The sequence below is a fragment of the Myxococcus sp. CA005 genome (genome assembly GCF_006518205.1).
GTDB classification, from domain to species: Bacteria; Myxococcota; Myxococcia; order Myxococcales; family Myxococcaceae; genus Myxococcus; species Myxococcus xanthus.
Window position 1 is genome coordinate 22,340 of sequence record NZ_SRLV01000094.1, and the last position, 12,972, is coordinate 35,311.

Annotated in this window: 10 protein-coding genes; 7 read left to right on the top strand and 3 right to left on the bottom strand. The window is 70.5% G+C overall.

The window, feature by feature from the left end; translation table 11 throughout:
• The first annotated feature begins 29 nt into the window (after nucleotides 1-29).
• The 3 genes from FMQ63_RS30645 (at nucleotide 30) to FMQ63_RS30655 (ending at nucleotide 6,801) form a co-directional block, all read left to right on the top strand.
• Entirely contained in the window at nucleotides 30-3,707 is a 3,678-nt protein-coding gene (locus FMQ63_RS30645) for a serine/threonine-protein kinase (protein ID WP_225909565.1), read from the top strand.
• A 4-nt stretch (nucleotides 3,708-3,711) separates the two neighbouring features.
• Nucleotides 3,712-4,494 carry an ABC transporter ATP-binding protein gene (locus tag FMQ63_RS30650; protein ID WP_011556499.1) on the top strand — a complete coding sequence of 261 codons (783 nt, stop codon included), beginning with the start codon at nucleotides 3,712-3,714 and terminating at the stop codon, nucleotides 4,492-4,494.
• Between the two features lie 69 nt (nucleotides 4,495-4,563).
• Nucleotides 4,564-6,801, top strand: a complete 2,238-nt coding sequence (locus FMQ63_RS30655; RefSeq protein WP_011556498.1) for a fused MFS/spermidine synthase — start codon at nucleotides 4,564-4,566, stop codon at nucleotides 6,799-6,801.
• Nucleotide 6,802: 1 nt separating this feature from the next.
• On the opposite strand, the gene FMQ63_RS30660 is transcribed toward FMQ63_RS30655, so the two are convergent.
• Nucleotides 6,803-7,573, bottom strand: a complete 771-nt coding sequence (locus FMQ63_RS30660) for a YoaK family protein (RefSeq protein WP_216609418.1) — start codon at nucleotides 7,571-7,573, stop codon at nucleotides 6,803-6,805.
• 46 nt (nucleotides 7,574-7,619) lie between these two features.
• Nucleotides 7,620-7,970 (bottom strand): histidine triad nucleotide-binding protein, encoded by a 351-nt coding sequence (locus FMQ63_RS30665; protein WP_011556496.1) that lies wholly within the window; start codon nucleotides 7,968-7,970, stop codon nucleotides 7,620-7,622.
• 192 nt (nucleotides 7,971-8,162) lie between these two features.
• On the opposite strand from FMQ63_RS30665, the gene hprK reads away from it, so the two are divergent.
• The 3 genes from hprK to FMQ63_RS30680 are packed head-to-tail and all read left to right on the top strand — an operon-like array spanning nucleotide 8,163 to nucleotide 10,712.
• Nucleotides 8,163-9,128 (top strand): HPr(Ser) kinase/phosphatase, encoded by a 966-nt coding sequence (gene hprK, locus FMQ63_RS30670; protein ID WP_011556495.1) that lies wholly within the window; start codon nucleotides 8,163-8,165, stop codon nucleotides 9,126-9,128.
• Entirely contained in the window at nucleotides 9,125-9,988 is an 864-nt protein-coding gene (rapZ, locus tag FMQ63_RS30675) for an RNase adapter RapZ (RefSeq protein WP_011556494.1), read from the top strand. The genes hprK and rapZ overlap by 4 nt, the downstream gene beginning before the upstream one ends.
• 46 nt (nucleotides 9,989-10,034) lie before the next feature.
• Entirely contained in the window at nucleotides 10,035-10,712 is a 678-nt protein-coding gene (locus FMQ63_RS30680) for a hypothetical protein (RefSeq protein WP_011556493.1), read from the top strand.
• 21 nt (nucleotides 10,713-10,733) lie between these two features.
• Here the strand turns inward: FMQ63_RS30680 and FMQ63_RS30685 are convergent, their stop codons facing one another.
• Entirely contained in the window at nucleotides 10,734-11,735 is a 1,002-nt protein-coding gene (locus tag FMQ63_RS30685) for a hypothetical protein (RefSeq protein WP_020478182.1), read from the bottom strand.
• Between the two features lie 50 nt (nucleotides 11,736-11,785).
• Here FMQ63_RS30685 and FMQ63_RS30690 point away from each other — a divergent pair.
• Nucleotides 11,786-12,972: serine/threonine-protein kinase (locus tag FMQ63_RS30690; protein ID WP_141276824.1), on the top strand; the 1,187-nt coding region annotated here is incomplete at its 3' end.

Below are 12,972 nucleotides of genomic sequence, written 5' to 3' on the forward strand. Positions count from 1 at the left end.
GACCCCGTCGTGGTGAACCCCCGCACCGCATGAACTCGTCAACCCAACCCGCCCGGTTGAGACCCTTCCGGCCCCAGCCCTTTGGCCGGTACACGCTCCTGTCCCAACTGGCGACGGGGGGCATGGGAGAGATCTACCTCGCGCGGTTGGAGGGGGCGCAGGGGTTCGAGAAGCTCTGCGTCATCAAGAAAATCCTCCCGCAGCTTGCCGCGGACACGGACTTCGTCGAGCGCTTCGTGGGCGAGGCCCGCACCCTGGTCCGCCTGAGCCACGGCTCCATTGCCCAGGTGCTGGACATGGGCCTCCACGAGGACGAGGCCTACATGGCGCTCGAGCACGTGGACGGCAAGGACCTGCGCAAGGTGGCCGCGCGCGTGCGGGACAGGCAGATGCCGCTGCCGGTCACGTTCATCCTCTACACCATGGGCCGGGTGCTGGACGCGCTGGCCTATGCGCACCGCAAGAAGGACGACGACGGGGAGGACCTGAAGCTCGTCCACCGGGACATCTCGCCGCAGAACATCCTCATCTCCTACGAAGGGGAGGTGAAGGTCATCGACTTCGGGCTCGCCAAGAGCCGGCTGTCGGCCGCGAAGACGAACCCCAGCATCATCCTGGGCAAGTTCCTCTACATGTCGCCGGAGCAGGCGCGGCACCAGCCGGTGGACCGCCGCAGCGACCTGTACGCGGTGGGGCTTTGTCTCTACGAGCTCATCTGCGGGAAGAACCCGTTCGACGGGGTCCACCCGGGCGAGCTCATGTCCCTGGTGGCGAACCCGCGAATCGCGCCGCTGGACCAGGTGGAGCCGCTCACGCCACCCGCGGTGACGGCGCTGGTGGCCAAGGCGCTGGCGGTGGACCCGTCGCAGCGCTTCCAGACGGCGGAGGAGTTTCGCGGGCGGCTCCAGGCCTGCCTGATGGAGATTGACTCGAGCGCGGGCCCGGAGAGCGTCAGCCGCTTCATGCGCGAGCTGTTCTCGGCGGACTTCCAGTCCGAGCGGCGTCTCCTGGCGAGCCTCAAGGAGGTGCCGCGCCTGTCCACGGCAGAGGTCCGTGCGCTGGCCTCGATGCCGGATGATCCGCTGGCGCCGAAGATGGCGCACGCGATGCTGCCGGCGAAGACCATCCGACTGGATGGCCCGGTGGAGCCGCTGTCGTTCTTCCCCACGCCCCGCAGCCGCGAGGGCGGTGGTCCGGTGACGGACGGTGAGACGCGCCCGGGTGTCCCGATGGACGAGTCCACCCGGCCCGGGGTCCCCATCGAGGCGCTGGAGGACGAGGCTCGGACGCGGGGTGCGCGCCAGGACACGGCGCCCTCGGTGGAGGTGGGGCCGGAGGCCTTCGTTCGCGGCGGCGGGGTGAGTCCTTCGTCTGCTCCGATTCCTCGCGCGCCCGCGCTGACGCGCGAGGTCCAGATGACGTCGATGCCGCCCGAGGCGGTGCCGCCGGGTGTGGCCGCCGCGCGTGCGCTGCTTCCGTCGCACATGCGGCCGACCGAGCTGGCGATGCCGAGCCTGGGCGGGCCGTCTTCTCCCGAGGACGCGTCCGTTCAGGTGGAGTCGACGGCCGCGAAGGCCGAGTCGCTTCGGGGCAAGGCGTTCGAGGCGAGCCCGAGCGTGATTGCCTCGGTGGGCGCGCCCACGCCCGCGGTGCCGCTGCGTGGGTCGCAGGGCACGGTGAACTCGCGACCTCCGCCGCCAGGGGCCGAGCCGCGCGCGCCCGGAGCGGTGCTGCCGCGCAGCGGCGTGGTGGTGATGCCCGCGGTCAACGTGCCTGCTCCCGCGCCGATGCCTCGCACGTCGGCGCTGGAGTCGATGCCGGCCGTTGAGGTCTCGGAGGGGGCTGCCGGAGACGAGGACGCCGCCTCGGAGCGCGAGGGCGCGTTTGGGAGTGCGCCGCCGGCCGAGGCGGCATTCAGCGAGCTGCATCCTTCCGGCCCGATGCCTCGAACGGCTTCGATGGTGATGGCCGCCGTCCAGCCGCCTCCGCCTGGCTCGACGCCGTCTCGCGCGATGTCCGCGGTGGGTTCGCCGGATGAGGCCGCGGCTCCACGCTCCAGGTCGTCGGCGGGCATGCCCGCTGTGGGCGCGCAGGCGGGAGTTTCGACTCGCGCCATCTCCTCCGTGGAAGTCGCTGCGTTGGATGCGCGGGACGAGGCCTCTTCGGACCCGGTGTCTTCCGTGGACATGTCCTCGGAGGGCGGGACGCCGCCGCGCAGGGTGTCCTCGGCGGGGATGGCCGCGGTGTCGCCAGCCCAGGCTGGCATGACGCCCTCGCGGGACATGTCTTCGCTGGGGACACCTCCACCTCCGAAGGGGGCAACGCCCTCGCGAGCCATCCCCGTTGCCCCTGCATCGGGCGCGACGGCTTCCCGCTCCGCGCCCGTGGTGGACGAGCCCGTCGCGGACGCCACCCCCGCTGATGGCGGGCAGGCCCTCTCCCCGGAGGATGAAGCCGAGGCCGCGCACGAGTCCGAGGCGGGCGTGTCCGAGGACGAAGCCGGCCTTTCTTCGACCGACGCGCAGTCACAAGAAGGCGCCTCGTCGGAGCTGCCCGTGCTCTCCACCGAGGATGTGGGGCACGAGGAAGCCGCGCCGAGCATCGCCGACGTCGACACGCATCCGCGCATCCACCGCCCGTCGCGAACCGAACGCCACGACGACACCCAGCCCCGCGTCGCACATAACGCCGACACGGACCCTCGCGTCACCCGCCATGACGACACGCATCCGCGCGTGGTGCTGGACGCAGGCCTCTTCAAAGATGTGGATGGCTCCGAGGACGAGGAGCGGTCCGGCGTCTCCCGGCCCAGGCCTCGGCGGGCCCGGCCATCTTCGCCGGGGATGGCACCGGCCAGCACCGCGCGCAGGACAGGTTCCGTCTCCGCCGTGCGTCCCACCGCGCCCGCCCCCGTCGTGACGGACGAAGAAGAGGACGAAAGCGACGACGATGTCCGCGTCTCCCTCACGCCCAACGAGGAGACGCGGCGCACGACGATGCCCGTCCGCCCGGAGACGCGCTCGGCTGAGCGCATCGCGAAGGAGGACACCCGCCGCACGACGATGCCCGAACGCCCCGAGCGTCGCCGCAAGGGCCCACTGGTGCTCGTGCTGGTGTTGCTGTTCTTCATCCTCGCCGTGGTCGGAGCCTTCTTCCTGGCCCCCCCGGAGCTCCGCGCCCAGGTGCTGAGCCAGTTCATGCCGGAGCAACCCGAAGGGCCGCCGCCCGCGCAGCCCCTGCGTCCCTCCGCTCCCGACGAGGCGCTGGCGGGCAAGGCTGCCAACGAGAACGGCCCGCCTCCGGAGGGGGACGCGGCGCAGGCTCCGGGAACCCCCGCGCCCGACGTCGTGCCGCCAACCGGTGCCACGGAAGGCAGAGGCTCGCTCGACGACTCCTTCCTCGCGCCGCTGGACGCGCAGCAGAAGACCACCGAGGCTCCCGAGAAGCGCGCGGCGCCGGTCCGCAAGATTCGCTCCGCGCGCTCCCGTCAGCTCACCGTGCTGGAGAGGGAGTGGCGCGAGACGAACGCGCTCTTCAACCAGCTCAACTCGGAGCATTCGTGCGTGGTGCTCGGCCTCTGGTGCACGCGGTACGCCGAGGTGAAGAGCGAGGTGGAGGCCGCGGGTAGCGGCGAAAACCCGGAAGCGCTGCGCAAGGTCCGGGCGATGAAGCGCTTCCTGCTGCAGAAGCAGAAGGAGCTGTACTAGTCCCGTGGAGCCCCTGCTTGTCACCCGGGCGCTGGTCGCGGGCTACGGTCCTCGTCCCATCTTGCATGGTGTGGCGTGCGAGGTCCGGCCCGGTGAGCTGTGGGCGGTGCTCGGCCCCAACGGCACGGGCAAGAGCACGCTGCTGCGCGCGGTGCTGGGCCTGGGGCCCTGGACGCGCGGAGAAGTCCGCCTGCTGGGCCGCGAGCGCGCCGCCTGGGAGCCCCGAGCGCTCGCCCGCAAGGTGGCTTGGGTGCCGCAGACCATCGAATCCACGGAGGGCTTCAGCGGCCTGGAACTGGTGTTGATGGGCCGCAGTCCGCACCTGGGCCTCTGGGGTCTGCCGTCCGCGGCCGACGTGGCGCTCGCGCGGGAGGTGATGACGGAGCTCGGCATTGCGCACCTGTCCGAGCGGCCCGCGGAGGCCCTCTCTGGAGGCGAGCGCCGGATGTTGATGCTGGCGCGAGGACTGGTGCAGCAGCCCGAGTTGTTGCTGCTGGATGAGCCCACCGCCTTCCTGGACGTGGCCCACCAGGTGGGCTCGCTCGACCGCGTGCGCGCGCGCGTGGACGCGGGGCTGGGCGCGGTGGCGGTGCTGCATGACGTGAACCTCGCCGCCGCCTTCGCCACCCACGTGCTGCTCCTCCGGGATGGCCAGGTGCTCGCGCAGGGGCCGGCGAACGAGGTGCTGGAGCGTGGCTCCCTGGAAACGCTCTACGGGCTGCCCATGGAAACCGCGCTGGCTCCGTCCGGCGCCCGGCTCTTCGCGCCCCGAGCACCCTCGCGCTGAACCTTCTTCGCCCCCCGGACGCCGGACAGTTGACCGGACGTGCCGGGCGGGAAAGCCTGGACCGCCAACATGTCCCGCTACGCCATCGCCATCTTCGCCAGTGCGTTCCTCCTGTTCGGCGTGCAACCCCTGGTGGGGCGCTATTCGCTGCCGTGGTACGGCGGAACGCCCGGCGTGTGGACGGCGTGCATGTTGTTCTTCCAGGCGGTGCTGCTGGGGGGCTACGCGTACGCGCACGGACTCGCCTCGCGGCTGGCACCTCGCACGCAAGCCCGCGTCCACCTGGGACTGCTAGCGGTGGCGGTGCTGCTGCTGGGCGCACGTGCGTTGCTGGCGGGCTCGCCGGTGGCACCCGGGCCTGAATGGCGTCCGGAGGGCACCGCGCTGGCCGTGCCCCGGCTGCTGGCGATGCTGGCGGTCACCATCGGCCTGCCTTTCTTCGTGCTGAGCACCACCGGTCCGTTGCTCCAGTCGTGGTTCGCCCGCGCGCGGCCGGGCCGCTCGCCCTATCCGCTCTATGCGCTGTCCAACGCGGGCTCGCTGCTGGCGCTGCTCGGCTATCCCTTCCTGGTGGAGCCGTGGGTGGGACGCGGCGCCCAGGCGTGGGGCTGGGGCGTGGGCTTCGTCTTCTTCGCCGTGGCCTGCGCGGTGTGCGCGCTGGACGTGATGAAGCAGCCGGACACGGCGCCCGTCGCCACGGCCGCGCCCGTGACGGCCACGCCGCTGACGGAAGGCGCCGGGGGAGAGGCCGGCGCGGAGGTGGCACGCCCCACCGTGCGCGCCACGATGACGTGGCTGGGCCTGAGCACCTGCGCGTCGGTGCTGCTGCTGGCAACGACGAACCAGCTCTCACAGGACGTGGCGGCCGGCCCCTTCCTCTGGGTGCTGCCCCTGGCCGTCTACCTGCTGACCTTCATCCTCGCCTTCTCCCGCGAGTCCTTCTACTCGCGGACCGTCTACGCGGTGCTGCTCATCGCCTCGGGCGCGGGCGTGGCGCACGCGCAGACGCAGGGGCCGCAGTCGTCGCTCGCGCTCCAGCTGGCCGCGTACTCCGTGGCCCTCTTCGCGGGCAGCATGGTGTGCCACGGCGAGCTGTACCGGCTGCGCCCACCGCCGCGCCACCTCAGCGCCTTCTACCTGTGGGTGTCCGCGGGCGGTGTGCTGGGCGGGCTGCTCATCAGCGTGCTGGCCCCCGCCGTCTTCAGCGCCTACTGGGAGTACCCCTTGTCGCTGGGCGCGTGCTGCGTCGTCGCGTTGGTGGGCATTGCGAAAGAGGCGGGCGAAGCGACGCGGACGCAGCGGCTGCAGCGCGTCCTGCGCGGCGCCATGCTGCTCCTGGTGGCCGGACACCTGACGTACACCATGGCCCGCGAGCAGGGCCGCGCGCGCTTCGCCTCGCGCAACTTCTTCGGCGTGGTGCGGGTGATGGAGCAGGGCGTGGGCTCACCGGAGGACCACCGCTTCACGCTGCTGCATGGCGCCATCACCCACGGGCTCCAGTACGTGACGCCCGAGCGCAGGGGCGTGCCCACGACGTATTACACGCCAGAGGCGGGCCTGGGACTGGCCATCGCCGAGCATCGCCGGCTGCGCGAAGCCGTGGGGCTGCCCGCGGGGCTTCGCGTGGGCGTGCTGGGGCTGGGGGTGGGCACCAGCGCCGCGTTGCTCGAGGCGGAGGACACCGGGCGCTTCTACGAAATCGACCCCGCGGTCATCGCGCTGGCGCAGGGCGAGGGCGGCTACTTCTCCTTCCTGGGAGACACGCCGGCGAAGGTGGAGCTGGTGGAGGGGGACGCGCGCATCTCCCTGGAGCGGGAGCTGGAGACGGGCGGCGCGCAGGGCTTCGACGTACTCGCGCTGGACACCTTCTCTTCCGACGCGGTGCCGGTGCACCTGCTCACCCAGGAGGCGGTGGCGCTCTACCGCGCGCACCTGGCGCCCCATGGCGTGCTGGCGCTGCACATCAGCAACGTCCACCTGGACCTAGTGCCGCTGACGCTGGCTCACGCGCGGGCCCTGGGGCTGCATGCGGCGCTGGTGGTCAACGAGACGCAAGGGGACGCGCTGCGCAGCAACTGGATGGTGCTGAGCCCGGACCGCGAGTTCTCCTGGGGACCCACCTTCACCCGGGCCTCCGCGCGCGTGCGCCGGCTGGGCCTGCGGGAGGACCCCGACTTCACGTGGACGGACGAGAAGAGCAGCGTGCTGCACGTGCTCCGCCGCGGCAGGCCCTCGGCGAGCGTCAAGGACGTGGAGGCGTCCTCCGGCCCGCCTGGCCCCGCGTCCGCCCAGCCCGGGACGGAGTGACTCAGGCGCGCGGCATCGCCTGGGGGCCGGAGGTTGCGACGGCGCTCAGGTCGAGCGCCACCAGCATCACCAGCACCCCGCAGGGAATCGCCAGGGTGGCCGCGCCGAGCCGGGCGAAGAGCATCGGCCCCAGCGTGCACCCGCCCAGGAAGGCGGAGCCGAGCCCCAGGTGCAGCCGGGTCCGCTCGAATTCAACAGCGGTGGGCAGCGCCCAGAGACGGCGTCGCAGGCCCAGCAAGCCCTGGCCCCGCGTTCCCTCGCGCAGCCAGGAACCCAGCCGCACCACCTGGATGCCGATGTCGGTGAGGATGCCGGTGATGTGCGTGGTGCGCACCACGGCGCCAGAGACGCGGGTGACGAGCGCGTTCTGGAGCCCCATGGCATAGGCCAGGCCCCACATGAGCGTCGGCTCGTGTGTACTGGGGTGGTACGACAGCCAGGCGCCGATGCCGCCCAGCGTGAGCGCCTCCAGCAGCAGCGCGGAGGAGTGGCGGCCCCGGGGGCGCTGGCGTGAGGCCTCCAGCAGCACCGACGCGGACACGGCGCCCACCACGAAGGACAGCAGGAGCTGCGCGGCCAGCCAGGCCAGGGCCACGTTGCCCGAGGCCAGGGACTCTCCCAGCGTGGCCATGCTTCCGGACATGTGCGACGTGTGCAGGCCCAGCGCCACGAAGCCCGTGGTATTCACCAGGCCCGCCACGCCCGCGAGCAGCAGTGACAGCAGTGTGTAGGCTCGCCGGTTCCCGGGAGACGATTCCGATGAGAAGGGCATCGCAATGCCCGAGGCTAACACCTGCCTCGGGCAGAGGGGGGCGGAACTAACCCGGCGGCCAGCCCAGCGGGCGCCCGGCCAGCAGGTGCAGGTGGATGTGGAAGACCGTCTGGCCGGCGTGCGCATGGGTGTTCATCACCACCCGGTAGCCGTCGCTCGGGTCCGCGTGCCCGCGCTCCTGGGCCACCTTGGCGGCCGCGATGAAGAGGTGGCCCACCAACTCGCGGTCCTCCGTCGTGATGTCGTTCACGGTGGGGATGTGCTTGTGGGGGATGAAGAGCACGTGGGTGGGGGCCTGGGGATTGATGTCCTCGAAGGCCACGCACACGTCGTCGCGGTAGACCACCTTGGCGGGGATGAGCCCGTCGCGAATCTTGCAGAAGAGACAGTCGGACATGTTTTCCGGCTTACCAGCGGCCGGAGCCCCGCGGAATGGCTTCCGTGGCCTTCCGTTGCCTGCCGGAACCCGCATTTTGCCTCCCGGTGGGGCGGTCGGGCCCCGGGTCTCCTACCTGGGCCCCTCTCGTTGAGGGCCCAAGGAAGGCAGTCCCCCTCAAAGGGCCCCACCGGTGATATCCACGCCCTGACGATGAAATCCATCCGCATCTCCCAACTCCTCGAGGACCGCGACTACGACATGCGGCTCAGTCTCGTCGCCGGCGGCGGCGGGCTGTCGCGCATTGTCGTGTCCTCGCGCATCCAGAAGCCGGGGCTGGCGCTTGCGGGCTTCACCGAGCACCTGCATCCGCACCGCGTCCAGGTGTTCGGCAACACGGAGATTTCGTACCTGGCCACGCTGCCGGAAGCGCGGCAGCGCGAGTCGCTGGCGCAGCTCTTCGGCGAGGAGGAGCTGGCGTGCGTGGTGGTGACCAAGGACCTGGACATTCCCCAGGCCCTCGTCTCCGCGTGTGAAGGCGCGGGGCTGGCGCTGATGAAGACGCCGTTGCTCTCCAGTGACTTCATCATGCGGGTGCAGACCTTCCTGGAAGAGGCCCTCACCGAGTCCAGCAGCCTGCACGGGGTGTTGATGGACGTGTTCGGCGTGGGCATCTTGCTGCTGGGCAAGAGCGGCATCGGCAAGAGCGAGATTGCCCTGGACCTGGTGATGCGGGCCCACCGCCTGGTCGCGGACGACATCGTGGACGTCACCCGCCGCAAGGGGGCCGTCTACGGCGCTGGCAACCCGGTCATCAAGCACCACATGGAGATTCGCGGCCTGGGCATCATCAACATCAAGGACCTGTTCGGCGTGGCCGCCATCCGCGAACAGAAGAAAATCGAGCTGGTCATCGAGCTCCAGGAGTGGGACCCCCACCAGGAGTATGATCGGCTGGGCGTGGAGGACAGGCATCTGCAGATTGTGGGGGTGGACATCCCCCTGTCGGTGGTGCCCGTTCGTCCGGGCCGCAACATGGCGACCATCATCGAGGTCGCCGCGCGTAATCAGTTGCTAAAGCTACAGGGCCACCACTCGGCGAGAGAGTTCGCCGAGCGACTCAACCGGGCCATCGCCGAAGGGGCGATGCGCCGTACCCTGGGAGAAGAGGTCGAGTGACCGCCCCCGCGAAACAGATCGTCATCATCACCGGCATGTCCGGGTCCGGTAAGTCCACCGCCATCCGCGCGTTGGAGGATTCGGGCTTCTTCTGTATCGACAACCTGCCGGTGTTGCTCTTGCCCAAGCTCACGGAGCTGGCGGGCGGCGGCCACTTCGAGCGCATGGCGCTGGTGGTGGACGTCCGCGAAGGCGTCTTCCTCAAGGACGCGCCTCGCATCCTCGCCGAGGTCCGCCGCGCCGGGCACCAGGTGGAAGTGCTCTTCCTGGACGCCAGCGACGACAGCCTCATCCGCCGCTTCAGCGAGACGCGCCGCCGCCACCCGCTGGCGCCCAACGGCACCGTCGCCGAGGGCATCAAGGCGGAGCGCCAGGCGCTGCGTGACTTGCGCGAGCTGGCCGACCAGGTCATCGACTCGTCCACGCTGAACGTGCATGACTTGAAGCGCATGGTGCAGGCGCGCTTCAGCCCGGAGCCCGCCGCGGGCCCCAGCCTGTCCATCATGTCGTTCGGCTACCGCTACGGCGTGCCGCCCCAGGCGGACCTCGTCCTGGACGTGCGCTTCCTGCCCAATCCGTACTTCGTTCCGGAGATGAAGGGGCTCACGGGCAAGGTGCCGAAGGTGGCGGCCTACGTGCTGGAGCGTGAGGAGACGCAGCAGTTCCTCGAGAAGGTCGTGGACCTCTGCCGCTTCCTCTTCCCTCGCTACCAGAAGGAGGGGAAGGCGTACCTCACCGTGGCCCTGGGCTGCACCGGTGGCAAGCACCGCTCCGTCGCCATCGCCGCCGAGCTCACCCAGCGCCTGACGGACGAAGACACCCGCGTCCAGCTCTGGGACCGGGACATCGAGAAGGAATAGCGCCGCCAAATTGCAATGTAACTGTGTTGCAGTTTGCTCCAGTTGAATGCTGGACAAGGACTCTGTCAGCTTTTGGAGAGGTGGGGATGAGTCCCCATCCTCTCCGTACTGGAGTCCCGACATGCGAGTCTTCAAGTCCGCCGTCTGGTGTTGTGCCGCCGTGTCCCTGGCCGCTTGTGGCGCCCCTGAAGAGGCCCCCGAGCAGGAGGCGCTGGCGCAGCAGGAGGCCGCGCTGGTGACCGGCACCACGCAGGGCTGTACGTACACCATCTCCTCCGTGCCGGTGCCCGGCTCCATGCCTCCAAGCCTGGACATCGTCGTGACACGCGCGGCGTCCGGCACGTGCGCCCATGGCGCGGGCAGCGTGACGCTGGGAAGGTCCTACAACACCCCGTACCTCGCGCTCCTGGCCAACAGCTACGGCGTGGCCACGGCCTTCTCGTACAAGCCCACGCCCAGTGGCAGCTCGATGAATCGCTGTCAGGTGAACCACATCGACCCGGCGACGCTCGACATGGTCCGCTCGCATGACATCGTCGTCATGTACGGGACGAACCATGTGAGCTCCTGCGCGCTGGACCAGACGGACGGCGGCGCGACGCTGGTCGTCTACGGGACGAAGGGGGGCCCGCTGCCGGGTGAGGTGGGCAACCGCCCCAACTACGTGGCCACGTATTACGACTTCTTCACCAGCACCACGCCGCCTGTCTATTACACCTACTGAGACAGGTTCCGGGCGCGCGCCTCAGCTCGACTCGCCCAGGCTGAGGCGCTTACTGCCCACGCCGTTCCTGTCCGCGAAGGACGCCGTGCGCTCGCGGTTGAGGTGGGCCAGGGCGTCACGCTCCTTCTGTCCGCCCACGCCCGTGCGGTTCTCCAGCGCGAAGATGCCGCCGCTGCCGTGGTGCTCCTTGCCGGCCTGGACGGCGCTCTCCAAGTCCCTGGCGGACACCCAGTACTCGCCATTGACGGGGTCCTTCACGCGGAACAAGTCGTCCGACGTGTCGGCCGTCCCGTTGCTGTTGACGCCGTCGATGGTGACCCAGTGGAGCTGGCCCGGCCCGCCGCGCCGCTGCTCGGGCGCGAGCGCGCCATTGAGGATGGCATTGGCATCCACGAGCGCCAGGCCGAACTGACCAGCCTTCATCATCTTGCTCGTCGCCGCCGCGTCGAAGTCGGCGAAGCCGTCCGTGACTTCGATGCCCATGCCCCCCAACGCGGTCGCCATCTCCGTGGGCGTGGCGCCATCATCCAGGTTGACGTCCACCGGGGCGTGGACGGACCGGGCGCCGCTGACCTGCGACGCGCGCTCGCGGACCGTCTCTCGCTCCTGCTTCTCGCACAGCGTGCCCTTCGTCACGCTGCGGCTCGCCCGGCTCAGGAAGGCCAGCGTCGCCTCGCCGCAGCCCGTGTCCGAGTTCTGAGCGATGACCGACGCGGTGGGCGCCCAGCCCTTGTCGGCCTGCGCCTGCGCCGCTTCATTCTCTGGGGCCAGGTCTCGCAGGAAGGGAAGCTCGCTGGTCCCCGTGGCGTCCGGCACCGACAGCCGCGGCACGCCTTTGGCCGCGGGCTTCGTGTCCTGGAAAGTGTCCCGCTCCGGACGGGGCGTCGCCGGGGCCGGGCTGCTCACCGGCCTGGCGAGCGACGTCTCCATGGGCGTCCTGGCGTCCTTCAACACGACCGGCTGGATGGGCTTGGACAGGGCCTGGGGCGCTGAGTTGAACACGGTGGTGACAATCCTGGTCACGGCGGACCCTCCCGGACTTCCTTCGCCTGTTCGCATTATCGGCGGCATGTGTGTGTTGTTGCGCGCGAGTCCTTCATGGGCGCAGGGTGTCGCTCGCTTCCCGGTACACTTGCGCAATGGCCAACACCGATGACCGGGGCTCGGGTGCTGATGATTCGCCAGAGCTGTCCACGCAGGTCGTGTCAGCGGATGTGCAGGGGGCGGTGCCGCGCAGCGCGCCGCATGCGGCGGAGTCTCCCTCCGCGCGCGACGCGTCTGGGGATTGGCGTTCGCGGAGCCCGCTGGGCCAGCGGGTGGGGCGCTTCATTCCGTTGAAGCTGCTGGGGCAGGGCGGCATGGGCGCGGTGTTCGCGGCCTATGACCCGGACCTGGACCGCAAGGTGGCGCTCAAGTTGTTGAGCGTGGAGGCCCGCTCCGCGGACGAGGAGGGCGGGCGGGCCCGGCTGCTGCGCGAGGCGCAGGCCATGGCGCGTGTCTCCCATCCCAATGTCATTCCCATCTACGAGGTGGGCACCTGGGACACGCAGGTCTTCTTCACCATGGAGTGGGTGGCGGGTGGCACGCTGGCGGACTGGCGGCGCGAGAAGCTCCGTTCCTGGCGCGAGGTGCTGGAGAAGTACCTGCAAGCGGGACGCGGGTTGGAGGCCGCGCACGCGGCGGGGCTGGTGCACCGCGACTTCAAGCCCGCCAACGTGCTGGTGGGGCGTGACGGGCGCGTCTATGTCACCGACTTCGGCCTGGCGCGTCCCGTGGACAACCTGCCTCTGGACGAACAGCCCACGCTGGCGCGCGTGCGCGACGCCTCGGAGACGTCGCGCACGCTGCATGACCCGCTCACCGAAACGGGCGTCGTCCTGGGCACGCCGCCGTTCATGTCCCCTGAACAGTTCCGCGGCGAGTCCCTGGACCCGCGCTCGGACCAGTTCAGCTTCTGCGCGGCGCTGTACCGGGCGCTCTACAACCAGCGTCCCTTCGACCCCGACGAGCTCTCTCGGGCCGCGAAGGCGCTGCGGTCCGCACCCGCGAAGGTGACGGCGCCGCTGGAGCGAGCCGGGCGGGAGCCCTCGCCCATCCACGAGCCGCCCAGCGACGCCCGCGTCCCCGCCTGGGTGCGGCGCGCGGTGATGCGGGGGTTGTCACTGGAGCCGGAGGCGCGCTTCGCCTCCATGGGGGCGCTGCTGGAGGCGCTGTCGCAAGAGCAGCAGCGCGCACGGGCCCGCAAGGCGGGAGGCATGGC

Coding starts and splice junctions, on each gene's coding strand:
- FMQ63_RS30655 (WP_011556498.1), top strand. CDS start 4,564: ATGTCCCGCTACGCCATCGCCATCTTCGCCAGTGCGTTCCTCCTGTTC.
- FMQ63_RS30680 (WP_011556493.1), top strand. CDS start 10,035: ATGCTGGACAAGGACTCTGTCAGCTTTTGGAGAGGTGGGGATGAGTCC.
- hprK (WP_011556495.1), top strand. CDS start 8,163: ATGAAATCCATCCGCATCTCCCAACTCCTCGAGGACCGCGACTACGAC.
- FMQ63_RS30665 (WP_011556496.1), bottom strand. CDS start 7,970: ATGTCCGACTGTCTCTTCTGCAAGATTCGCGACGGGCTCATCCCCGCC.
- FMQ63_RS30645 (WP_225909565.1), top strand. CDS start 30: ATGAACTCGTCAACCCAACCCGCCCGGTTGAGACCCTTCCGGCCCCAG.
- FMQ63_RS30660 (WP_216609418.1), bottom strand. CDS start 7,573: ATGCCCTTCTCATCGGAATCGTCTCCCGGGAACCGGCGAGCCTACACA.